Genomic DNA, 22790 nt, shown 5'->3' on the forward strand with positions numbered 1-22790 from the left:
ACCGACGGCCGCTCCCATCCGCACAACCGATCAGCGATCGGAAGCATCAAAGCGCGCCTCATCCTCAGGGATCAAACAACCACAGGACCGCCAAGCCACAACCACCAGTTGTACCTATAGAGTGCCGCCATGGACCTCGACACCGTTCGGACCTTCGTCGCCGCCGCCGACGCCGGGCAGTTCCAGGAGGCCGCCGCCGAGCTGGCCGTCACCCAGCAGGCCGTCTCCAAGCGCATCGCCGCGCTGGAACGCAACCTCGGCGTGCGGTTGTTCACCCGCACCGCACGCGGGGCCGAGCTCACCATCGACGGGCAGGCCTTCCTGCCCCACGCGCGCGAGCTGCTGCGCGCCGCCGAGCGCGCGGTCGAGTCCGTGCGCCCCGGCCGCCGTCCGCTGCGCATCGACGTGATCAACCTTCGCGGCTCGGCGTCTGGCCTGATGCGCGGCTTCCACCGCGCGCACCCCGAGATCGATCTCGACGTGATGATGCTGTTCGAGATCGAGACGGCCGTCAACGCCATCCGCTCCGGTGCGATCGACGCGTCCTTCCGCGCCGTCGTCGCGCCCGGCCGGCCCCTTCCCGAGGACATCGAGTCCGTCCGGGTGATCGACGAACCGCTCCAGCTCCTCACCGGTCCCGCCCACGCGCTGGCGGGCGCCCGGTCGGTGACCGTCGCCCAGCTCGCCGGGCACCGGATCTGGATGCCCGGCATCGTCCCTGGTACCGAGTGGGGCGCCTACTACGACGACCTCGTCGCCGAGTTCGGCCTCACCATCGAGGCGACCGGCCCCAACTTCGGCTCCGACGCGCTCCTCGACACCATCGCCGACACTCCGGCCCTGGCCACCTTCATGGGCGAGCACACCCGCCTCGTCTGGCCCGCCGACCACGGCCTGCGCCGCATCCCGGTGACCGACCCGACGCCCGTCTACCCGCACTCACTCCTCTGGCACCGCGACAACCCCCACCCAGCACTGGCCACCCTCCGCGCCCACCTCGCCGCCACCACGACCGGCCACGACGCCCCCGGCACCTGGACACCGGACTGGGTCCTTCCACGCTGAACGCCACCGCGCGCCCGCAATCAGCTTGGTCCTCGGCCTCTGGCCTGGGATTGGCCTGGCCCCACGCGCGGAGCTCGGCCCTGCCGTGGCCGGACGTGTCGTTCACCGTGGTCACAGCGCTCGACCACCTGCCTCAGCTGAACGCAGGCAGGGCCCGGCGGAAGGGACAAGCGGTCAAACTCCAGCAGACCCGGACGACGGCCACAACCACGAACCCGGCACCGAAGTTGGTTCCCACGTGCGGCGTCGGGCGGTGCGGTGGCCGCTCGGGAGCGGGCACCGCACCGCCCGACGGCGGGGGCCGTAGGCCGTGGGTCAGCGCACGGTGACGGTGAACACGGGGGAGGCGACGTCTCCGCTGACGATGCGCAGCTCGTTCAGGCCCTTGATGCCGAGCTTCACGCCGAGCGAGTAGGAGCCGTTGTGGTTGGTGCGGACGGAGGCCGGCAGGGTGACCCACTTGCCGTGCTGCTTCTGCTGCAGGGTCACCTCGGTGCCCGCCTTGAGCCCGGTGGTGGTGCCGGTGACCCGGAACAGCTGCCAGGCCTGGACGGTCGTGACGGACGGCTTGGCGGTGATGCCGGCGTGCGCGGCGGCCTGCTGCGCCGCGGCCTGCTGCGTGGTGGACGTGGGGTAGGCGGCCGGGGCGGCCGCCATGGCGGCGGTGCCCGCCAGCCCGAGGGAGAGCACGGCGACGGTGGTCACGGCGGCCAGGCGCAGGGAGTTCCGCTTGGAGACGATCACGGGTGCACCCCTTTCAAGGGGAGGTGATTGCTCGGCCCGAAGAGCACGGTCGGCGCGATTCGGGCTCTGTCATCTGTAGGGACGCCACGCTCCACGCTTCGGTTGTGAGCGGATCGTCACCGCCTTGTAACGGTCGGCGATGCCCCGGAGTTCCCAACACCCAAGCACACGGGCGGAATTGGCGCTTCCTGTTCTACGGACACGACAGTCGGACCCGACGGTCCCCCTCAACGGCCAGCGAGGGCACGGCGCCTCCGGACCCGGTACGTTCGGGGGGCGCGGAAGACCGTCGAGCACCCGGACCGGTCGAACGTACGGGTCCGGAAGCGCAGGGCGGCCTGCCAGCGTGTCAGGTCGTCGGCGACGGTGACCTGGTAGTCCCGGCCGCCCTGGAGGATCAGCATTGGGCGCGCGAGTGCGGTCGCCGTGGCCACCGGGTCGTACGCGCGCAGGTCGAGCCAGTAGGCGGCGGAGAGTCCGAACGGCAGCAGCTCCGACGGCGTGTCGGGCATGAGTTCGGGGCCGGCCACCAGCGCGGCCTGCCGGACCAGCGCCGCCACCGCATCCCCGAAGCCTCCAAGACCACCGTCTACCGGCACATCGACCTACTCGTCGCCGGCGGAATCCTGGAGGTCACCGAGGAACGGCGGGTGAGGGGCGCGGTAGAACGGCACTACCGGCTGCGCCAGGACCGAGCCGTGGTCGGCTCCGAGATGGTCCGCTCGCTCACCCCTGAAGATCACCGGCAGGCCTTCGCCACCGCGATGACCGCCCTGCTGGCCGAGTTCAACGCCTACCTCGACCGCGAGCAGGCCGACCCGATGGCCGACCAGGTGGGCTACCGGCAGCACGCACTCTGGCTCAGCCCGGAGGAACTGACCGAGCTGATCGGCGAGCTGCGCACGGCCATCGTGCCCAGACTGGCCAACCGGCCGAGCCCCGAGCGGGCGCAGCACCTGCTGAGTCCGATCCACTTCCCGGTGGAGGCCCCGCCGGGGTAGGCCCCGCCGGGGTAGGTCGAGCCGGGGTCCGTGGCGAAAGTGCCGGCGCTGTCTGCTGCCCGGCCGCAATTCGGTAGCGGACCGAGCGGTGCTTCGGGCAGGCTCGCGCGCATGGTCTCGGTGTTGCAGAACGTGGCGATCGACTGTGCGGATGCCTACGGGCTGGCTCGGTTCTGGAGTGAGGTGCTCGGTCGTCCGCTGCACCCGGAGGACGGCCCGGGTGATCCGGAGACTGCGGTGATGCTGCCGGAGGGCCAGCTGCTGTACTTCCACCAGGTGCCGGAACCGAAGACGATCAAGAACAGGGTCCACCTGTGCCTGCGTCCGGAGACCACCCGCGAGGCGGAGGTCGAGCGGCTGCTGAACCTCGGGGCCACCCTCGTCGACGACCGCCGGGAACCCGATGGTGCCGGCTGGGCCGTCCTCGCGGACCCTGAGGGCAATGAATTCTGTGTTCTCCGCAGTGCGGCCGACCGCGCGGCGATGTCCTCCTGCGGCTCCCCCGCGCAACGGCCGGCTGCCCCGCAGTAGCTGGTCACAGCCGTTCGTTGATGGCCGGGACGATGCGCCGGTCTCCGGGCGGCGACGCGAAGTGCGCTGCGCTCCGGCCTCGTTGAGCGGGAATACGGCGCTGAACAGACGCATTGCACGGGGTATGAAGGCCATTGGTGTCTACGACTTCGGCGGTCCGGACGTGCTGCGCGTCCTGCGGTTGCCCGAACCTCAGGCGGGCCCCGGCGAGGTCCGTATCCGGGTGCACGCGGCGGCCGTGAACCCGACCGACATCATGCTGCGGAGCGGCGGTCACGCCTCGCGCATGCCCGGGCGCCGGCCCCCGTTCGTGCCCGGCATGGACGCCGCAGGCGTGATCGACCAGCTCGGCCCCGGGGCCGACGAACGGCTTGCCGTGGGCCAACGGGTGGTCGCCATCGTGCTGTTCACCAGCGCGCACGGCGGAGCCTACGCCGAGCAGATTGTCGTACCCGCCGCCTCGGTGGTGCCGGCCCCCGAGGGGGTGGACCTCGCTGCCGCGTCCACCCTGCTCATGAACGCCATGACCGCGCGCCTCGCCCTGGACGCGCTGGCCGTACCGCCGGACGGAACCGTCGCCGTGACCGGCGCGGCCGGTGCCGTCGGCGGATACGCGGTCGAACTGGCCAAGGCCGACGGGCTGACCGTCATCGCGGACGCCGCCCCGCACGACACCGACCGGGTGCGCGGGTTCGGCGCTGACCACGTCGTCGAACGCGGACCCGAGGTCGCCGCCCGCATCCGCGCACTGGTACCCGAGGGAGTTCCCGGTCTGGTGGACGGCTCGATACAGACCACCGAGACGGTGCCCGCCATCGCCGACGGCGGAACGCTGGCCGAACTGCGGGGCTGGTCCGGCCCCGCCGAACGCGGCATCCGCGTACGCCCGGTGATGGTGACGGACGGCATCACCGACACCGAGCGGCTGAACACGCTGCGCCGCCAGGTCGAGGACGGCACCCTGACCCTGCACGTCGCCGACGTGCTGCCGGCCGAGAAGGCGGCCCAGGCCCACCGTCTGCTGGAGGCCGGCGGCCTGCGCGGCCGGCTGGTACTGGACTTCTCCTGACGGCATCGCGGGGATCGCACCCGCGGCGGCGATCACAGAACGGGCGTTGACGGGTGCGTTGACGGGTGCGTTGACGGGGGGTCCCGGCGGTTCTCACGTCCGGTTCAGCGCAGCGTGGCGGCGAGCGGTCCGACGGCTTCCAGCACGTGGCGGCGGAGCCACCGGGACGCGGGATCGTCGTCGAGTCGGCGGTGCCAGCGCAGTTCGATGTCAGCCGCCGGCATTTCCAGTGGCACCTTGTGCCACCGGAGGGGCACCTGTCGCTCGACGAGGTGCTCCACCACCACCCGGGGGCCGAGGCAGATGACGTCTCCCTCCAGCGCCATCAAGGCTGCCACGGCGAAGGAGGGCACCACCGCGACGACGCGGCGGGAGCGGCCCAGGCGGTGCAAGGCCTCGTCCAGCGGCCCGTGCGCGAGGCCCCGGCGGGAGGCGGAGATGTGCGGGTGGGCGCACAGGTCGTCCACCGTCAGCCGTGCGGCCTTTCCCAGATCGGAGTGTGCCGCCACCACGGCGACGAAGTGGTCGGAGAACAGCGTTCGCGCGCGCACGTCCGGAGGGGGCGGGTCGGCGACGCCGATGTCGAGGTCGAGCGAGCCGTCGCGTAGCCGATCGGGTTCCTTGGAGTCCTGGGCGACGAACCGCAGGCGGACCTCGGGTGCCTCGGCGGCGATCCGGTGGGTGAGGCGGGGCGCGAGGACGGGGCTGAGTCCGTCGTTGACCCGGATGGCGAAGGTACGCCGCCACGATCGCGGGTCGCTTCCCGCTGCGTCCACCCGGAGTTCGGCCGCGGCCTCCAGCAGCGCCTTGACCCTGGCGGCCGACCGCTGGGCGAACGGGGTGGGTACGAGGCCCCGGCCGGCGCGCACCAGGATCTGGTCGTTCATCGCCCGTCGCAGCCGGCCCAGGGCCCTGCTGGTGGCCGGAATGGACAGATGAAGACGCATCGCGGCCGCGGACACGCTGCCGGTGTCCATCAACGCGTCGAACACGCGCAAGAGGTTGAGGTCCAACTGGTCGGCCACGGACGCCCCCTTCGTTTGCGTCTGACGCAAACTCCCTGTGCAAAGCATGCATTAGACATCGCGTCAGGAGCGTTCGAGACTGACGTCGTGGCCACCACACCCTCCGTCCCACCCCTGAGGAGCTGCGGACATGCCGAACGACAGGCACCCTGAGAACCGGACGCCGTCCCCTACCGAAGTCACCGCATTCACCGAAGCCGCCGAAGCCGCCGAAATCGCCGTAGTCGGCTGCGGGCCGGTCGGCATGACGCTCGCGGCCCTGCTGGGCAAGGCCGGGCACTCGGTCGTGGTGCTCGAACGCTACCCCGGCCTGTACGGCCTCCCGCGGGCCGCCAGCTTCGACGGCGAGATCATGCGCGCGCTCCAAGGGCTCGGACTCGTCGACGAACTGGCGCCCACCCTGCGCACACAGGACGCGTACGAGTGGCGCAACGGAGCGGGTGACCTCCTCATCCGACAGGTGTTCCGCAACGTCGGCGCCAGCGGTTGGGCCGACCTCTACCAGTTCCACCAGCCCGACCTGGAGACGGCGCTGCACTCGTTGTGCACCTCGCTGCCGAACGTCGACCTCCGTTTCGGCACGACGGTCACCGGCCTGTCCCAGGACCGTGACCAGGTCACCCTGAACACGTCGGACGGTGCGACCCTCGCGGCACGCTACGTGATCGGCTGCGACGGCGGGAACAGCTTCGTGCGGAACGCCCTCGGCATCGAACAGGACGACCTCGGCTTCTCCGAACCCTGGCTGGTCTGCGACTTCGCCCTCCGGCGCCCCGCGGCCGACCTGGGGCTGCCGTCGATGCTGCAGATCGGCGATCCCGAGGGACCGACCACCGTCATCACCACCGGTGCCGAACGGCAGCGGTTCTGCTTCCTGCTCGACGATGACGACGACTTCGGGCGGGAACGTGCGGCGGACGGCGTGTGGTCCCGCGTGGGCCGCTACCTGTCCCGCGACGACGCCGACATCGCCCGTACTGCCACCTACACCTTCCAGTCGCTGGTCGCGAGGCGCTGGCGGGACGGCCGGGTCCTGCTCGCGGGAGACGCCGCACACCAGATGCCGCCCTTTCTGGGGCAAGGCCTCTGCTCGGGGATACGGGACGCACTCAACACCGCCTTCAAGATGGATCTCGTGCTGCGCGGCATCCGGGGCGCCGAGGTGCTCGACACCTACCAGAGCGAGCGGGAGCCGCATGTGCGCGGCGTGACGGCCACGAGCATGGAACTCGGCCGCCAGCACACCCTGCGGGACCCGGTGCTCGCCCGCGAGCGCGACCGCACGCTGATGGCCCACCGACGCGCGCTCCGGGAGCCGGACCGGATCCGGCTGCCCGACCTCGGCCCCGGCCTGTTCGCCTCCGGCGGAGGCCGACTGTCCGTCCAGGGCCGGGTGAGCGACGGCCGACGGACGGGCCTGCTCGACGACATCGTCGGCGGAGGCTTCCGGCTGCTGGTCGCCGAACAGGCCCTCCCCCGGCTGAACCTGGCCCGGCTCAGCGACCTGGGCGTCACTGTCGTCGGCTTCGGCCCCACCCCCACAGGCGCTGCCGCCGGAGCCGTCGTCGCCGACCCGGACGGCACCCACCGTCGCTGGCTGTCCGACCTCGGCGCCGCCGCTGCCGCCGTGCGCCCCGACAACTACGTCTACGCGGCCGGGCCGGACGCGGACGCGGTGGCGAACCAGCTACTGGCCCTCCTCACCCCCGGCGCCTGAGCCCGGAACCGGCTCAGCCGACCCCCAACGCCGTGCTCCGCGCCCGGAACCGCGCCCAAGCCCACGAACCCGCGCCTACCAGCAGGGCCGCCCCCAGCGCGTACACCGGCAGCCAACGCGTCGTCGTCACCGCCAGGGCTGCGCCCACTCACAGGCTCTCCTCGTCCGCCAACGGGGCACCAGCCTCCCGCCACCGCCTACCGCCACGGCTTGTCACCACACCGGTGGGCCCTCGGACGCCACCCGCCCAGCCCAGCCCGGGCCTACGGACGGGTCAGTGCCCTCACCGCTCCCAGTAGTCGACGTCGGGCAGCCGTATCCAGCTGTCGGCGGGGCCGGTGACGGCGCGGGCGTCGGCGGGGCGCAGGCCCGCGAAGGCGCAGGCCTGGGCGACGGCGTGGTGGTGGTAGAGGTAACCGGTCAGGACCTCGTCCGGGGTGTGGTTCGGGAGGGGGGCGCCACCGGGGTGGAGGTCCCAGGCTTCGACGGTGCCGTCGCGGACGATGCTGCCCTGGTTGCCGCTCTTGGGGTTGGCGTACAGGCCGTAGCCGACCGTGCCGGCGGTCAGCCGGGCCATCGCTCCCGGGGTGGACGGCGTGTAGCCCCAGGGCTGGGTGACGACGCATCCACCGGGCACGGTCGTGACACCGGCGATGAGCAGGCCCTCGTCCATGTCGTACTCGTTCGGGTCGTCGAGGAAGTCCTCCATGAACTCCTCGTCCAACGGAGTCGCGTCCAGCCGACGGACCGCTTCGGCGGCGTCGATGGCGGCGACGCAGGCGAGGCCGGTGCCCTCGAAGGGGAAACGGCCCAGGCCCTGGACGAGTTGCCGCCCGCGCTGGACGGTGGCCTGCTCGGTCGCTGTCAGGCCGGCTTGTCCGTCCGGCACGGGGAACAGATCGGGGACTGGCCCGGCCAGAGCTATGCGGCCGGGCGACCAGCCTCCGAGCTGGGGCCGCCACGGGTCGGCGCCTGCGGCCACGAGGGCCCGGGCGTTGTCCGGCCGGTTCTCCATGACGGCCTCCCACAGGGCCGTCGTCCCGTTCTCCAGCGCGTCCACGTCCGACACCCGGCGCGTCAGTTCGGCCACCACCTCGGACGAGCCGAACCCCGCGGCCTGGTGCAGGGGGCGGAGACCCCCGCCCCACACGTCCGGGTCGGCTCCTGCGTCGAGCCGCGCACGGATGTCGTCGTGGTCCCGCCAGCTGTTCCAGGTCACACCGTCCCAGCCCGTCATCGCGGCCCCCCGTTCGTTCGTCGTCAGCGCGGCCTGGCCCTCCGCGAGCGCCACCCGTCCACACACGATTGCATGCCGGTCTGACAGTCGCTGTCCGGTGCCTTCGGTAGCTGCTGGGGCCGTGCCCTCGATGACCGCCACTCGTCACCGGACAGCGCCGCGGGGCTCCCCCGGCTGCCCGACCGTCGTGCTCCGGAAACGCGGACCGCAGGACCGTGCCGGGAGCCCGGCGCCTTCCAGATGCCGGCTGACCGGTCGTCGACCGGGGTCAGCGGTACCAGGTGCGGACGGCGTCCGCCGTCTCGCGGACGTCCGCGTCCCCGGCGCGGATGCGGGCGGCCAGGTCGGCGGCCTGCTTGGGCTCCGCGGTGACGATGACCCCGGAGGCGCTGAGGTAGGAGGCGGTCACGACAGCGGCGAAGTGCTCGTTGGCGAACTCCAGGGCCGGGACGCGGATCAGCTGGTGCATGAGGGCCGCGGCCCGCTGGTGCACCTCGCCGTACACCGGCACGTCCATGACCTCGTCGAGGTGGCGGGCGACCGCGGCGGCCAGGGTGCCGTAGTCGGTGACGTCCGGATCGGCGGGCAGGAACTGGTGGGCGATGTCAAGCAGCCACGCCCGGTCTATCTGGAGGATCACGCGGCGTCCGCCGCGGCGCCACGGGTGCTCTGCGGGTAGGGCCCGAACTCGGCCTCGAACGTCGGCGCCCACGTCGGCGCGAAGTGCGCCGCGGCTGTCAGGAACCGTTCGCGCCGCTCGTCCGCCTCCTCGGCCAGCACCTTGCGCGCATAGTCCGTCAGGCTCAGCCCGGCGGCCTCCGCCCGCTGCTCCAGCGCCTCGTGCACGGCGTCGTCCAGTCGCACGTTCAGCTGCTTCATACCGGCGAATCGTAGTTCGGCGTACACCCCGCTACAAGTCTGAGGACGGCGTGTCGGGCAACACGGACCGCCCCGGCGGACTCCAAGCACGTCCTCAGCAACGAACTCGGCCGTCCGCCGACGGAACCGCGGGCCCGTTGCTTTCTCCACCAAGTCGGGAACTCGGTCGCTTGGGTCGCTTCAGTAGCTGCCCTGCCGGGTCACATCCTGGGGCTACGGGCCCTCCGCCGGCTCAGGCCCCCAGCGACCGAACCGGATCCGGTGCCACAAACAGGCCGTGCGTACCGGGACAGCAGGGCAACGGCACTGTCCTCGGAGGGCAGGGGCGACCCAAGCGACTCAGCGACTCGGTGCTGGAGGTGTTCAGGCACTGATCGCTCCTGCGGACATAGTCCCAGGTCACAGCATCGAAGCGACTCTCCCGGCCCTGCGGCGGAGCTACTGAAGCGACCCAAGCGACCCAAGTTGGGGACTTCCACGAGAACCTGGTCCGGCGACACGCCGGGGACCAGTGCCCGAGAGACTCAGTCGCTTTCAGTCGCTGGGGTTCAGTCGCTGGGAAAAACCCCAGGTCAGGGCAGGTTCACCCACCCCGTCAGCGACCGAAGCGACTCAAGGTCAGGTATATGAAGACATTCCCCTGTGCGTGTGCGCGTTATAGACCCGGGCTACAGTCGCTTCAGTCGCTGTTTGCTGTTAAAAGCGGCTTTGACCTGCGAAAATGCCGGGAGACCGAAACCAGCGACTGAACGGGGTCGGTCGCTGACCCGGGTTTCGGTAGCTGAGTTTCGCCGCAGACTCCGGCAGTTCGCGTCCCCACGTCCTCGCTCGGATAGTCTGTGTGAGCTATCTTCTGGACTTCGGTCGCTTCAGTCGCTGATCCGGCGCCCACCAGTGCCCTGACCTGGCTATTTGCCCTCAGCGACTGAACGAGCGACTCAAGTCCGAGCAGCTACCAACCATGGGGAGAGGGACCAGCGTGACGGCGCCTAAGGCCGTGGGGAGCGACCGAGCGTTTCGCCAGCCGGATGCGCTGGCCGTCGCGCGCTGGTGCGCCGTCCAGGGTTGGCCCGTCCACCCGCTCGCACCAGGTCGCAAGACCCCGCCTGCCAACTGCCAACCCTGCCAGGAGCCGGCTCACAGTCCCGCCGACTGCCCGTGCCCTGCGGCCGGTCGCTGGTGCCACGGCTTCCACGCGGCCACTCTCGACCAGGACGTCCTCACCGCTTGGTGGCGCGTCAACCCGGACTTCGGTACCGGGGTCGCCTGTGGCCCGGCGGGTCTCGTCGTCATCGACGTCGACAGCCACCCCAGCACCGTCCCCGCCCGGGACCGGATCCTGCCCGGGATTCCGATCCACGAGAACGTCAACCTCGACGGCCTCGAGAACGGCTACCACACCCTCGCTCTGCTCGCGGCCCTGCGCCAGGCTCCTGACCCTGCGACGGACACGGAGACCCTGCGCGTGCGCACCCCCTCCGGTGGGCTGCACATCTGGTACCAGGAGGACTCCCCCCGCAGGTTCGCCTGCTCCACCGGCTCCTCCAACGGCCGGGCCCTGGCCTGGCAGGTCGACGTGCGCGCCCACGGCGGATACATCGTCGCCCCCGGCACCGTGACCACCGCCGGTACCTACACCGCGCTCCCCGGGGCAAGGACCCCCGCGCCCCTGCCCCAGTGGCTCAGCGACGAACTCGTCCGCACCGGCCACCTCAAGGACCAGCCCAGTACCCCGCGCCCCTCCCAGCCGTCCGTCCCCGACCGCGGCCGCGCGGCCGTCGTCGCGGCAGGCGGCGGCAAGCGCGGGGCCGAGCGAGTCCTCGACACCGTCCTCCAGGACGTCACCGACTGCGCCACCACCCCCGAGGGGGCCGGTTTCACCGGCAAACTCAACCGCGCCGCCTACACGATGGGAGGCCTGGTCTCCGCCGGTCACCTGACCCACACCGCCGCCGAGCGGCTCCTGCTGGACGCGGCCCGCACCGCCCGCCCCAGCCAGGACAGGCAAAGCTCCGCCGTCATCCGCTCCGGCCTCGCCGCCGGCGCCCGACAGCCCCTGCACGTCGGGAAGGCACGCGGATGAACGACAGCACCCGCAAGAGGACGGTCTTCGATCCCGTGGCCACGGCCCAGCAGATCCTGGAGTACCCGCCGGTCCCCGGCCCAGCCTCCCCGCCCCCCTGGCACGGCACCCCCGTCCAGGAGAGCCTTCTCGACACCCCGTCCGCCGAACCTGCGCCGGCCCCCGAGCCTGTTCAGGAGAGCAAGCAGGCCCCGGCGGGGCCGGAGGCGAGCGCGCACGGTCTCCTGCCCGACTCGCTGTCCGACCGGGGCAACGCCAAGCTCTTCGTCCACCTCTACGGAGGCGACTACCGCCACGTCCCCGGCCTCGGCTGGTATCGCTGGGCGGCGCACCGCTGGCAGCTCGACGAGGACGACACCGTCCTGTGGGCCGCCGGCGAGATGGCCGAGAGCATCGCCACCCACGACTCCCGCGGCGTCTACACCAACACCGATCTGCGTCGGCACCGCCGCCGGGCCCTCTCCACCTCGGGCATGAACGCCATGCTCGCCCAGGCGAAGTCCGCTCCGGGCATGGTCCTCAACGCCGCTCTCCTGGACGCCGACGCCTACGCCCTGTGCACCCCCGGCGGCGTGGTCGACCTGCGCACCGGCGCCATCGTCCCGCCCGACCCGAAGGTCCACCACCACTCCCGCTCCACCACCCTGGCCCCCGCCCGGATGCGGACCCCGCGCTGGGACCGCTTCCTCACCGACACCTTCGGCGACGACAAGGAAGGCCGGCAGACCCGCGACTTCCTCCACCTGCTGCTCGGCTACTCGATCAGCGGCGATGTCGGCGCCCAGGTCATGCCGTTCCTCTACGGCCAGGGCAAGAACGGCAAGAGCGTCCTGCTGGACGTCATGATCCAGCTCCTCGGCGACTACGCGGACGCCGCCCCGCCCGGCTTCCTGATGGCCAAGACCTTCGATGGGCACCCCACCGACCTCGCCGAACTCCACGGCCGACGCATCATCGTCTGCTCCGAGCTCAAGCCCGGCGACCGCTTCGACGAGGCCCGGGTGAAGCTCCTCACCGGCGGCGACAAGATCAAGGCCCGCCGGATGCGCCAGGACTTCTTCTCCTTCGAACCGACCCACAAGCTCTGGCTGCTCGGCAACCACCGCCCCGAGGTCGGCACCGGCGGCTTCGCCTTCTGGCGCCGCATGCGCCTGATCCCGTTCGAACGGGTCGTCCCCGAGGAACGTAAGATCGACAACCTGGCCCACGTCCTCGTCGCCGAGGAGGGCCCCGGCATCCTCGCCTGGCTCATCGACGGCGCCCGCCGCTACTTCGCCGGCGAGAAGGACCTCGCCGGCCCCCAGCGCGTCCAGGTCGCCACCACCGCCTACGCCGAGACCGAGGATCACGTGGGCCGCTTCCTCAAGGAGGCCTGCATCACAGGCGAGGGCATGCGCGCCGAACAGTCCCAGCTCTTCGGCGCGTACACCCGCTGGTGCGGATTCGAAGGCGCCAATCCCGTATCCGGTCGTGCGTTCGCTGCACGAGTTCGCGAGACACTGGGTATGACCTCCCCCAAGGAGATGGTCCTGTCCAACAGTCGCAAGTACTACCCGGGCATCGGCCTGATCACCGACGACACAGAGGAGCAGAACGCGTGAGCGCGCTGATCGACCCGGCCGAGCTCGCCCACGAAACCGATCTCGTCTGGCTTGAGGACACCACCGACCTCGACTACGTGCGCCAGTCCCTGGACCGCCTCACCACCCGCCGCGGCCGCCCCGCCTACCACCGCGACGGCCGCATGGTCGGCTATGCCATCCTCGGTCCCGACGCCAGGTCCTCCCGGGCCTCCGGCACCTTCCGCCGCCGCGTCTTCTGGCTCCTGCCGCACGACCGCGACCAGGACCCCGAGGGCCTCTACTCCACCGGCGCCCCCTCCGAGGCCGTCGACCCGCGCACCGTCGCCCCCGGCGTCAAGGGGTACAAGACCGAGCGCTCCGAGGGCGGCCCGGCCTCGCCGGCGATGCTCGAACTGGGGATAACGCTTCCGAAGGCGTGACCGTATCGGCGTGGGTGCACTCGCACCCACGCCGTTCTGCTCAGACGGCTGCTTTTCGTCCGGCGGTTACGGCTCGGCGTCCGGGCGGCGCTTCTCCTCGAAGAGGGCCGACTGCCCCGCCAGGAGGCTGTCCAGGAACCGGCCGTGCTGCGGGGGCGTGCGGTCCGGGTGTTCCAGGGCTGGGGTGAGGGCCTGCGGAACCTCGGTCTGCGGGTCTTCGGCCCGGGGCTTTTCGGCTTGCAGCGTTTGGATCCGTAGGGTTTCGCTCTGGAGGACTCGGGCCCGGAGGACTTGGGTCTGCGGGACTTCGACCTGGCGGACCCGTCCGGCGCCCAGGACACCGAGTGCCTCGGCGAGGCAGGTCATCGCCTGACCGGGCTCGGCCTCCCTCTCCCCCGGCCTCTCCCCCGTGCCGGTCTCGTCCTCCCCCTGGGCGCGGCCGCGCGGCGACGTACGCGCCTTCGCGGCTCTCGCTGCCTTCGCACCGCCCCGGCCGGCCATCGCCGCCCCCGTGCGCGACGCGGCGGACTCCTTCCGAAGCCGGTCGACCTCCGTCTCCAGTGCCGCCAGGCGCATCCGCAGGTCGTCGAGCTCGCTCATGCTCCCCCTCGTTCAGGACCGTCCCCGGCCTCCCACGGCCGTTGACGTGCCGCTTCAGCCTAACCGGGCGCTCCCGGGCCGTCGCCTCCGGCTACGGACTTGGCCACGGGCACGCCAGTTCGTTCGACGACCACACGTTCGTCAAGGCGACGGCACGTAGTTCGGACGCTGCCGCGATGCTGTTGCTCCGTCTCCTGGGCATCGGGAGCGGCCGCTGAAACCTCGCGGCCGTCGGGGCCTCACCGGGTTGCGGCTCCGGGCAGTCCGCAGAGGTCGAGCAACTCGTGGAGGCGGTCAGCTGCCAGGTTCGGGTTGGCTGCGGCTCCTTCCGCGTGCTCCGGATCGTTCAGCAGAGCCGAGAGCAGGTCGAGAGGAAGGCGCGGATTGGCTGCCGCGGCTTGACGGACGCGGGGTTCGGGGTCGGCGAGCAGATGGACGGGCAGCTGGTCCAGGCCGGCGTCGGAGGCGGCCAGGGCGCGGACGTCCGGGTCGTCGTGGTCGAGCAGGTGGTCCAGGCCGGTGCGGGGCAGGCGGGGCAGCGTGAGCAGATAGGGCCGCTGGCGCGGTGCGGCGATGAAGGCGTCGAGAACGAGTGCGGGCGGTGCCAGCGGGTGGTTGAAGGACAGCAGGTGGCGCACGTCCGCGTCGGGGTCCTCGGCCAGACGGTGCACCAGCTCCGCCGACAGCAGGGGGCAGGTCGCGGCGACTCGGCGCAGCCGAGGATCCGCAGACGCGGCGCACGCCTCGTACCAGCTCGTCCCCGGCTCGACGAACATCTCGCCGACAGCGCCGATGTCCTCGACGGCGTGCCCGAAGACCCGGTCGATGGCGGCGCGCTGCGGCCAGGTCCGCGGCAACGGGTGCAGCAGGGCCCGGGCCCGTACGGCGCTGTCCGGGTCCTGGGCCAGTTCCGTCAGGAGCGGCGGGTCCAGGTCGGCTCTGGCGGCCACCTGCTTGCGCACGTCCGGATCGGGGTCGTGGGCGAGGCGGGCGACGATGTCGCCGGGCGTATGGGGGTTGCGGGCAAGCGACCACAGGTCGCGCCGTTCGGCGAGGCACTGCTCGGCCACGGCGTGGGAGACGGCGTAGCTGATGAGCAGAAGATTCCGGGAGTGACAGGCGCGTTCCGGCAGCTCCGCTTCCATCGCCGCCGGGTCCAGGATCCGGCGGCGGTCACGGGCGGTCTCCGAGACGGTGGGATCCGGGTCGGCCAGGAGCGCGTCGCGCTGGCCGGGAGTCAGCCACAGCCACAGGCTGGCGGCCTGGGCCCGAAGCACGGGGTTCGGGTGGTCGAGCATCCTACGGCGGAACGATGCACGGATCTGCCCGGAGAACGCCAGCTCCTGCCGGATCTCGTCCGCGCTGAGCAACTGCTCCCGGCGGTGTTCGTCGCGGGTGGTCAGCAGGATTTCCAGGACGTCGTCGGGCAGCGGCTCGGCCCTGTTCAGACGTGGGCGCGGACCTGCGGCAAGGCTTGCGCGGACGAAGGCATCGGGGTCGTCGACCAGTCGGCCGCGCTGTTCGGGAACGGCGTGCCGGTTGCGGGCGAAGGCGCGGCGGACCGTCTGCTCAGGGTGTGCGAGCACCGCCTCGACGACCTCGGGGGGAAGAGCGCGTTCCTGGCAGAGGGCCGTCCAGGCAACGCGCCCCTGCGGGGCCAGTAGACGCAGCAGAACCTCGGACGGCGCAGCCCGGTTGGCCGCGACGCCTCGCAGCCACGGTTCCGCGAGAAGAGAGGAGGACATCGGGACATCGTGGCAGTGGATACGACGCCGCGTCGACAGGGTTCGTCGAACCTGACGGCCCACCGAACCGAAGCTGCCGACTTTGATCGACCATTTGCTGCCTCCTGAATTTTCTGCGGAAAATTCAGGAGGCAGTGAGCGAGTGGGGCCGACGCGTCATCTGGATCGGGCTGCCGCTCCCCCGCTGGCTCAGCTATCCCTCTGAATTTTCCGCAGAAAATTCTGCGCCTTCGGACTGGGCGCTGCGGAAGCGGCGGCCCGCTGGCGGACCTTCGGTCGTGCTTGGGCCGCAGTGGATCAGGTCGACTGACACGGCCTGGGGCGGTCGTTCTCGACGTCGCGGGCGAGGCGGGGGCTCGCGGTGAGCCGGGTTCTCCGCGACTCCCCCGCGATCCTCCCCCGGTTCGGGCCGCGCTGTGCCGTCGCTTGCTACCGGCGCAGGCGGTATGTCAGCTGAGCAACCGGCGGGCCGTCCCGGTGTGCTTTCTGAGGGCCATCGAATTTTCTGCGGAAAATTTCGCGGCGTGGTTCAGCACTCCGGCTGTCTGGTCCATGGCGGTCTGAAGGGATCGTCACTCAGCCGACTGGCGAACGATCCTGCGGGCGAGCTCGGGCAGAACGCGTCGGTCCATTCCGGCTGAGGGCTCCAGCATCGGCTTGCGGTTGTGGTGGGGCTCAGCGGTGGGTGGGGGAGCTGTCGAAGCTGTCGGTTTGGCGGGGGGGAGGAAGCGGGATTCTGTCCCGACCTGGACGGGCGTGGTTGAGGATGGATGGTCGTCATCCTGGCAGCGCCCGCCGTCGTCGCCTACCAGAACCAGTGCGGTGGGCGCTCCTGTGTTCGGCACGGGCACAATGGTGTCCCGGCCAAGGGACCGCGGCTGAGCGATTTTCCGCAGAAAATTCTCCACGCGCAGGACAGCTATGGGGCAGCAGCGTCTGCCACTTCTTGCCGCGCCGGGGGATGGTCGGCAGTGCAGCTGTGTGCGCTGGCTGGCATCGGGCTCATGGATTCGCGCGATCTGCCGCTGGCACAGCATGGCGAACGCACGCCGTTGGAGCGGGTCCGGACGGCGTGTGACGTCATCTAGGGGAGCCGATCAATCCCCCGAGCCGTCCCGGTGTTCCCTTGAGGCCCCCGAATTTTCTGCGGAAAATTTCGCGACTCGGTTCAGCAGCCTGGCTTCCTGGTCCACCGCGATCCGAAGAGAGCGGCACTCGGCCGGCTGGCGAACGACCCTGTGGGCTTGCCCGGCCGGACCGTGGGGGCGGGCCAGCGGAGCCGCATCATTGGCCTGCGGTTGTGACGGGAGCTCAGTTTTATGTGGGGGAGCCGTTGAGGTGGCTGATCCAGCATGGAGGAAACGGCGCGTCTACCTCGGACTGGATGGGTGTGGCCCACGATGAATGTTCGTCATCGTGGCAGTGTCCATCGGCGTCGCCTACCAGAACCGGTGCGGTGGGCGCTCCTGCGACCGGCATAAGCAGATGGGTAGTCGTCGCGCGGTGAGCTCCGGACAGCACGACTGCGTCCGGGGCCAGGGGGCGCGGCCCGGCGATTTTCCGCAGAAAATTCGTCGGCGGTCGGGCAGGGGCAAAGCCGCTGTTGGTCTTCGCCTCGGTGACGGATGACCGCGTACGCGTCCTGTCACGGCCCGCGTCGACAGGCTCTGTGGCTCCCGGGCGAACCGCGCCTACCTGTGTAGGCGCGGCATCCGTCGCACCATCCTGGAGGAGACCTACCGGATCTGTAGCCGAACGAAGCTCGGCGCCGGCGACGGACGTCGCCCAGGTCCGACGAGGATGATTACCGCGCTCAAGCAACACCGCGTGCGGTGGCGACGGGGTACCACGAGTCGGCTGTCCGCTACGAGGCAACCGTGGTGATCGCCGCCTCATACGAGTAGCTGCGAAACGCCACCCGCTGCGATCATGTGGCGGTGAACGATGGACTGCCGGACGGCTGGACGATCGAGCGAGTGTGTTCCGCATCAGGGGATCCTGAAGCCGCCCTGCTCACCCTCGAACGACTGGTCGTGGTGGAGGAGCACGGCCGCGCGGACTACGTCTCACTCCGGCCCGACGTCATCCTGGCCTTCCACGGCCTGTGTCTCGTACGAGCGGACGACGACTGGTACATGGGCGAGCTCGACTTCGACGGCTCGGTCATCTGTTGGGCCGCCTACGGTTCCGACTTGGGCGAAGCCATCCAGGGGTTGTGACGTATCAGGCGATCGGCTTGATCACTTTCACAGCGTGCCTCAGTGGGGGAGAGGACCCCCACTTGTCGTGATAGGCGCTCCCCCGTAGGAGGCCGCAGGGGAGTCGAAGCCGTCGGCAATTCCTGTGTCGCGAGGGTGGGCCGATTGCTGGGAACCGGGACACAGCGATCGCGGAGCCCGATCTGTCTACCGCTCAGTCGAGGAATTTTCCGCAGAAAATGCGAGGGCTTCGATGGGGGAGCAGCATCAGCATCCGGACCAGCCGACTGGCAAGCGCACGCTCACGCGCTGCACAGCCACGGCTCGGACTCGGGTTCCGGCTCATTCAAGGGGCTTCCGTACCACTGACCCATGCCGTCCGGGTTGGCTCTCTCCGAGCTTCTCCGCGGAGGCCGGTCAGAGTTCTCGACGGACATCCATCGTGCCCACGGCAACGGCAATGGACGATGCCAGCAACGGACGATGCAGGGGACGGCCGATCCGTGGGCTTCGTCGAGGGACTCTGAATTTTCCGCGGAAAATCCGATGCGCCATCGGCCAAAGCGATGCTCTGGACATCCACAGCGGCGTCGAGTTCGCCATCACTACGTCCGCCGCTTGACCTGCTTTACGGCGCCTCTGCTTTCACGATCGAACCAGCAGCTCGTATCCGACCGGACCGATGGCCCCCCGAAAGTGCTCACCGGGGCAGGACCGCCACCTCCCGATCTCGACCGTACGGCTCATACCTCGGAGAGGACCCGGCCAGTGGGGCGGCATGCCACAGCTGATGTCGGTCCTCCAACGCATCGGGGTCAAGGGCTCCGGTGTGGTCGTTCGCGCACACCTCGGACTGCCTTGGCGGCGCCAAGGGCGTACGGCTTCCGCCGCAACTGTCGTTACCTGCGAAGGCGCCAGATTCAAGCACACCGTCCCGGAGGAGAAGGATCAGCGGGCCAACCGTCGGCGACGAGTCAGCCGAGGAGGCCGGCCTGCGGGCTCCGACATGAAGATGTACAAGCGTCGGAACGAGGTCGAGCGCGCGGTCAAATCGGCTCGGCGTCCTCGATCCGACTGCGGCCCAGGTCGTGGGTCGGTTCGATTCCCGGGCGCCGCCTCGTCCGGTCAGGTTCGTCTCGACGTCGTCCCAATCCGGGCCGTGCAGCCACAGGTTCTGTACCGCCTTCCCGCATCAGTGCCGGCTCGCCCGGTCGTGGCAGAGGCACGAGCCGGTACGCCAGGCTCCGTATCTGCATCGGCAGGCAGCCCCGTCAGCTGGCCGCGGGCACAGCGCCCTCAGCATGGCGAGGATCGCATCCGCATCGGCGAAGGTCAGCTCCTCGACGAAGTAGTGCTCGTCATCGTCGTAGTCGCTGAAGCGATGTCTCGTGACGGGCTTTCCGACGGCGGCCGCAGCCGCGGTCAGTCTGGCGGTGGCGCCGACGGTCGGTACCTCGGCGCTGCCACGAACCCGGGCCGACCATGAGGCAGAGGACCGGAGGGGAAGGGGAGCGGCGGGTGAAGGTCCAACTTGCCAAGCGGCCGCAGCGAGCTGCGGTACGCCTGAGGTCGAGCTGGCCGGCCAGGAGGTGGCGGAGCCGGGGACGAGCTTCCGGCGGAAGGAGAAGCGGGTGCGATGTTCGGCACCCGTCCGGCGTGGGTGTGAGCGCGAGTGGCTTCTTCGAGGCCTCGGGAGCCGACTCCTCAGCGGTCAGAGGCGATTTGCACGTCGCAGGCCACTTCACGTTCAAGGGACTGAACACAAAAGACATCGGAAGACCAGTAATAAACAAATCTCGGTACGGCGCTGTTTTCGGATGACGTGGTGCTGGGCACGTCCCCCCGTAGCCTTCCCGCAGCGGCCGGGCCCTTCGGTATTTAGTTCGTATGAATAAGAGATGAGGCGGTTCGGATTCGGTGGCCGAGGTGAGCCACGTCGACGGTCGAGCCTTCGCGACGTGTCGGGTGATCGACCCGAAGTTCCGGATGTGGGGGAGAGGGCGGGACGTGGCCTGGGGGCGTAGCGGAGCGTCGTCCACCAGAGCTGGGCGCCTCGCGGGGAGGGGAGCCCGGTGCGCGGGGATGACTCCCGCCCGCCGTGGTGGCATGAGACTCTGGGATTCGGTGACCGAGCCCTGGAACCTCATTGACGTCTGGCCGGCGAAGAACGCATCGGCCAGCCTGGCCGAGCGTCACCCGCCCGCATCGCCCGAAGCCGTCGGGCGCACCGAGGAGCGGCTCGGGTTCGAGATCCCCGCTGATCTGTGCGAGTCGCTGCTGTGCCATGGCGGAGACGACGCCTACCTCGCTGTCCTTCCGCGCGGCCCCCTGTACTCCACGGAAAGGATCGTCGAGATCCGCACCATGCGGATGAGGATCTGGGACGCCGATGATCCGGACCAGCGGGACGCCCCGTGGTGGGGAGCGCGGTGGGCCCCGTTCGCCGGCCGTTACGGCGACGAGCACTTCATCGACGCCGGGCCCGGCCTGTGGCACAACCACCTCGGGAGGGCTGCCCATGACGGCTCGGCCTACTCCGCCGGCTGGCCGAGCCTGGCCACCCTGGCTCCATGCCGTCGCCCAGGCGATGCTGCACCACGGTGGCCGCGACCACGTCGAGCCGGCTAAGTCGCCAATTCGCTTTTGTGTCAAGGTAGTTGAATGATAGATCTCACCGAAAGAGCGGAACTCGGTTGAGTGGCAAGCCCTTTGCGGGAGTCCTGTTCGGGCATCGGGGACGCAACACCTGAACTGGGCAGGCTGGTCTTCGGTGTTGCCCATGATCTGGTTGAAGAGCCCCGATGCGGTGTGTCATCACATCTCGCACGAGGCCCGCCGTGACGGCCAGTTGCGGGTGTCTGGGCATCGGGCGCGACACGACAGTGGCGTCAGGGGCGGAAGGGGAAGCCGTAGAGGTGCACGGACACGTGCTCGCGGCCCTCGGTGTCGCCGTCTGCCTTGGCGGCCTTGCCGCGCTTCCGCCAGCGTCGTCCCAGCGCCTCGAGTTCGCCGTTCAGCTCGGCGAGTTCGGCCGGGGTCGGGTCGATCATCCCACTCGGAGCTGAACGTGGAGTCCGTCCACACCTTGCCCCAGGCGGCGCCCTGGTCCAGGTACGCGCGGTACGGGGAGGTCCGGGTCTCGACGATGCCGCGGGTGACCGCGCCGACTGCGGCGGCCCCCTCGGGCGTGCCCGCGAAGTCCGAGTCCCCAAAGCCCCAGCCCTCCTCGGAAGCCATCTGCCACCACGGCTCGCGGCCGTCCGCACTGCGGCCGCTCGCCTCGGACACGAAGCCGTGCTCGGCCAGCTTGCGCAGGTGGTAGCTGACCAACGACGGGGCCGCGTCGACCTGTTCGGCGAGCTGGAGGCGGTCGCGGCGCCCGCGGCGTACAGCAGCCGGTAGAGCATGCGGCGATGTCGTAGTGGAAGCGCCGCGCGGCCTGGATCCGGACGCTCTCGATCCGGCCGACGCGGACGGGGGCGGGGGGTGGTGCAGGGCACCGGCTTGGTTCAGATCGCGCCGCTGTCATCGACGGTGTCCGCTATCGGCTGCCAGCGGACGTCCGGGTGTTACGGGCCGTCGGCTGCGGCACGGGCCCGGGTACGGGCACGGGTACCGGTGCGGTTGGGGGAGGGGCCGGGGACGGCTCGGTCAGGCCAGCCAGCGCAGCACGGTCCAGGGGCCGGCGGGCAACGGTGAGAAGACGAGCGTGGGCACCAGGAGCAGTCCGGCACTCACCCACCAGTAACGGCGGCCCCGTAGGCCGGCCAGCTTGCGGAGCCCGAGGTTGACCAGCCACCACAGCAGGCCGAAGACCGTCCAGACGACGACGCCGGCCACCACCCACACCATCGGGCCGTCGTTCTCGGTGGGTTCGCGCTGCCCGAGCCCGAGCCAGACCAGCGGGTAGTTGAGGAAGAACACCAGCGTGAACATCAGCGGGACCATGGCGGCGAACCCCAGCGCGACGTTGACCAGCACCGGGGCCGCCCACGCCGCCCACACCGCCTGCCTCGTCCGGGCCTCAGGCGTTGCGCAGGGGTGCATGGTGCTTCTCCAATGCCCGGTAGAGCTCGGTCAGTTCGACGTCGTGCTTGCCTGCGGTCCGGTCCGTGCCCGGGCCGTCGTAGCGTCGGGAAGTCGATGGCGGGGTGGCTGTTGCATTCGTCCTGCGCGCTCGTCAGTCGCGGGTGAGGTCCTCGGGCACTGCCCGGGCGAGGGTGTCGGCCACCGTTGTGCAGGCGAGCCGGGCCACGGAGCGCAGCTCGGCGTCGGAGGTGCCGGCCCGGCTCAGTACGGCCAGCGACTGGTTGACGGCGACGACGAATACGGCGAGCTCGTCGAGCGTCCGGATGTCGGCCGAGGAGTCCGCCAGGGCCGTGCGTACCCGTTGACGCTGTACGTCGAGCAGGCCGCGCACCTGTGCGCCGTTCTCCTCCTTGAGCGTCGGCGACTGCGCGGCGGACTGGGCGATGAGGCACCCGGAGGGGACCGACGGGTCGGCGATGCGGCCCAGGACGACGCCGAAGAACGCCTCGACCGCGCGCACCGGATCACCGGGGTGCGCCGCGAGCGCCTGCTCGTACTGCGTGCCGTAGATCGACGCGTAGCGGTCGAGGCACTGGCCGAACAGGGCGTCCTTGTTGCCGAAGGCGCCGTAGAGGGAGCCGCGGCCCAGGCCGGTGGCCGAACCGAGGGCATCGAGTGAGGCGTCGGCGTACCCGCGCTGCCAGAACACCTGCATGGCCTGGTCCAGTGCCGCGTTGATGTCGAACTGCTTCCGGCCGGACACGGTGTGCACCTCTCCTGCTTCTCCGCTGTCCCACGTCGTCGCGACGAGCCTACCCGCATCTTGGACCGATCGGTCAGTCATCTTTGACTGATCAGTCCAAGA

The 22790-nt window shown here is 70.4% G+C and carries 21 protein-coding genes and 2 pseudogenes; 12 read left to right on the forward strand and 11 right to left on the reverse strand.

What is annotated here, in order from left to right; all coding sequences use genetic code 11:
• Positions 1–129 precede the first annotated feature (129 nt).
• Positions 130–1065, forward strand: coding sequence for a LysR family transcriptional regulator (locus AB0O82_RS16655; RefSeq protein ID WP_363584242.1), 936 nt, complete (start codon positions 130–132; stop codon positions 1063–1065).
• A 315-nt stretch (positions 1066–1380) separates the two neighbouring features.
• Here the strand turns inward: AB0O82_RS16655 and AB0O82_RS16660 are convergent, their stop codons facing one another.
• Together AB0O82_RS16660 and AB0O82_RS16665 are read right to left on the reverse strand one after the other, a co-directional pair.
• Positions 1381–1809, reverse strand: coding sequence for a hypothetical protein (locus AB0O82_RS16660; protein WP_363584244.1), 429 nt, complete (start codon positions 1807–1809; stop codon positions 1381–1383).
• Between the two features lie 227 nt (positions 1810–2036).
• The gene (locus AB0O82_RS16665) at positions 2037–2369 is read right to left on the reverse strand and encodes a hypothetical protein (RefSeq protein ID WP_363584246.1); all 333 of its coding nucleotides are present in this window, start codon (positions 2367–2369) and stop codon (positions 2037–2039) included.
• A gap of 90 nt (positions 2370–2459) precedes the next feature.
• Between AB0O82_RS16665 and AB0O82_RS16670 the strand changes: the two genes are divergently transcribed.
• From AB0O82_RS16670 to AB0O82_RS16680, 3 genes are all read left to right on the forward strand, one after another.
• Positions 2460–2810, forward strand: a complete 351-nt coding sequence (locus AB0O82_RS16670) for a hypothetical protein (protein WP_363584247.1) — start codon at positions 2460–2462, stop codon at positions 2808–2810.
• A gap of 111 nt (positions 2811–2921) precedes the next feature.
• A complete protein-coding gene (locus AB0O82_RS16675) occupies positions 2922–3341 on the forward strand; it encodes a VOC family protein (protein ID WP_363584449.1) in 420 nt (139 codons plus the stop codon).
• 124 nt (positions 3342–3465) lie between these two features.
• Positions 3466–4410 (forward strand): NADP-dependent oxidoreductase, encoded by a 945-nt coding sequence (locus AB0O82_RS16680; protein ID WP_363584249.1) that lies wholly within the window; start codon positions 3466–3468, stop codon positions 4408–4410.
• A 104-nt stretch (positions 4411–4514) separates the two neighbouring features.
• On the opposite strand, the gene AB0O82_RS16685 is transcribed toward AB0O82_RS16680, so the two are convergent.
• Positions 4515–5435 carry a LysR family transcriptional regulator gene (locus AB0O82_RS16685; protein WP_363584251.1) on the reverse strand — a complete coding sequence of 307 codons (921 nt, stop codon included), beginning with the start codon at positions 5433–5435 and terminating at the stop codon, positions 4515–4517.
• Positions 5436–5565: 130 nt separating this feature from the next.
• Here AB0O82_RS16685 and AB0O82_RS16690 point away from each other — a divergent pair, with 130 nt between their 5' ends.
• Positions 5566–7152, forward strand: a complete 1587-nt coding sequence (locus tag AB0O82_RS16690; RefSeq protein WP_363584253.1) for a bifunctional 3-(3-hydroxy-phenyl)propionate/3-hydroxycinnamic acid hydroxylase — start codon at positions 5566–5568, stop codon at positions 7150–7152.
• 283 nt (positions 7153–7435) lie between these two features.
• On the opposite strand, the gene AB0O82_RS16695 is transcribed toward AB0O82_RS16690, so the two are convergent.
• The 3 genes from AB0O82_RS16695 to AB0O82_RS16705 form a co-directional block, all read right to left on the reverse strand.
• Positions 7436–8443, reverse strand: a complete 1008-nt coding sequence (locus tag AB0O82_RS16695) for an ankyrin repeat domain-containing protein (RefSeq protein WP_363584255.1) — start codon at positions 8441–8443, stop codon at positions 7436–7438.
• 214 nt (positions 8444–8657) lie between these two features.
• The gene (locus AB0O82_RS16700) at positions 8658–9029 is read right to left on the reverse strand and encodes a fic family toxin-antitoxin system, toxin component (protein ID WP_363584257.1); all 372 of its coding nucleotides are present in this window, start codon (positions 9027–9029) and stop codon (positions 8658–8660) included.
• Positions 9026–9268 carry a toxin-antitoxin system HicB family antitoxin gene (locus AB0O82_RS16705; RefSeq protein WP_363584259.1) on the reverse strand — a complete coding sequence of 81 codons (243 nt, stop codon included), beginning with the start codon at positions 9266–9268 and terminating at the stop codon, positions 9026–9028. The genes AB0O82_RS16700 and AB0O82_RS16705 overlap by 4 nt, the downstream gene beginning before the upstream one ends.
• A gap of 997 nt (positions 9269–10265) precedes the next feature.
• On the opposite strand from AB0O82_RS16705, the gene AB0O82_RS16710 reads away from it, so the two are divergent.
• From AB0O82_RS16710 to AB0O82_RS16720, 3 genes are read left to right on the forward strand one after another with little or no spacing between them, the layout of a single operon-like run.
• The gene (locus AB0O82_RS16710; RefSeq protein ID WP_363584261.1) at positions 10266–11351 is read left to right on the forward strand and encodes a bifunctional DNA primase/polymerase; all 1086 of its coding nucleotides are present in this window, start codon (positions 10266–10268) and stop codon (positions 11349–11351) included.
• Entirely contained in the window at positions 11348–12952 is a 1605-nt protein-coding gene (locus AB0O82_RS16715; protein ID WP_363584263.1) for a phage/plasmid primase, P4 family, read from the forward strand. Before AB0O82_RS16710 ends, AB0O82_RS16715 begins: the two co-directional genes overlap by 4 nt.
• Positions 12949–13353 carry a DUF6009 family protein gene (locus AB0O82_RS16720; protein ID WP_063352543.1) on the forward strand — a complete coding sequence of 135 codons (405 nt, stop codon included), beginning with the start codon at positions 12949–12951 and terminating at the stop codon, positions 13351–13353. Before AB0O82_RS16715 ends, AB0O82_RS16720 begins: the two co-directional genes overlap by 4 nt.
• Before the next feature lie 66 nt (positions 13354–13419).
• Here the strand turns inward: AB0O82_RS16720 and AB0O82_RS16725 are convergent, their stop codons facing one another.
• Positions 13420–13953 carry a hypothetical protein gene (locus AB0O82_RS16725; protein ID WP_363584265.1) on the reverse strand — a complete coding sequence of 178 codons (534 nt, stop codon included), beginning with the start codon at positions 13951–13953 and terminating at the stop codon, positions 13420–13422.
• Positions 13954–14192: 239 nt separating this feature from the next.
• The gene (locus tag AB0O82_RS16730; RefSeq protein WP_363584267.1) at positions 14193–15698 is read right to left on the reverse strand and encodes a hypothetical protein; all 1506 of its coding nucleotides are present in this window, start codon (positions 15696–15698) and stop codon (positions 14193–14195) included.
• Between the two features lie 770 nt (positions 15699–16468).
• On the opposite strand from AB0O82_RS16730, the gene AB0O82_RS16735 reads away from it, so the two are divergent.
• The 4 genes and pseudogenes from AB0O82_RS16735 to AB0O82_RS16750 all read left to right on the forward strand — a co-directional run bounded on the left by AB0O82_RS16735 (position 16469) and on the right by AB0O82_RS16750 (position 20524).
• Positions 16469–16786 (forward strand): hypothetical protein, encoded by a 318-nt coding sequence (locus AB0O82_RS16735; RefSeq protein ID WP_363584269.1) that lies wholly within the window; start codon positions 16469–16471, stop codon positions 16784–16786.
• An 849-nt stretch (positions 16787–17635) separates the two neighbouring features.
• Positions 17636–17917 carry a hypothetical protein gene (locus tag AB0O82_RS16740; protein ID WP_363584271.1) on the forward strand — a complete coding sequence of 94 codons (282 nt, stop codon included), beginning with the start codon at positions 17636–17638 and terminating at the stop codon, positions 17915–17917.
• A 739-nt stretch (positions 17918–18656) separates the two neighbouring features.
• Positions 18657–18944: pseudogene (locus tag AB0O82_RS16745) on the forward strand (IS5/IS1182 family transposase); the annotation flags it as partial.
• A 1076-nt stretch (positions 18945–20020) separates the two neighbouring features.
• A complete protein-coding gene (locus tag AB0O82_RS16750; RefSeq protein WP_363584273.1) occupies positions 20021–20524 on the forward strand; it encodes an SMI1/KNR4 family protein in 504 nt (167 codons plus the stop codon).
• Between the two features lie 260 nt (positions 20525–20784).
• On the opposite strand, the pseudogene AB0O82_RS16755 reads toward AB0O82_RS16750, so the two are convergent.
• The 3 genes and pseudogenes from AB0O82_RS16755 to AB0O82_RS16765 all read right to left on the reverse strand — a co-directional run bounded on the left by AB0O82_RS16755 (position 20785) and on the right by AB0O82_RS16765 (position 22688).
• A pseudogene (locus tag AB0O82_RS16755) lies at positions 20785–21303 on the reverse strand (helix-turn-helix domain-containing protein).
• Positions 21304–21547: 244 nt separating this feature from the next.
• Positions 21548–21943, reverse strand: a complete 396-nt coding sequence (locus AB0O82_RS16760) for a hypothetical protein (protein ID WP_363584275.1) — start codon at positions 21941–21943, stop codon at positions 21548–21550.
• Between the two features lie 133 nt (positions 21944–22076).
• A complete protein-coding gene (locus AB0O82_RS16765) occupies positions 22077–22688 on the reverse strand; it encodes a TetR/AcrR family transcriptional regulator (RefSeq protein ID WP_363584277.1) in 612 nt (203 codons plus the stop codon).
• Between the last annotated feature and the right edge of the window lie 102 nt (positions 22689–22790).

The sequence above is a fragment of the Kitasatospora sp. NPDC088264 genome, assembly GCF_040685715.1.
In the GTDB taxonomy this organism is placed as follows: domain Bacteria; phylum Actinomycetota; class Actinomycetes; order Streptomycetales; family Streptomycetaceae; genus Kitasatospora.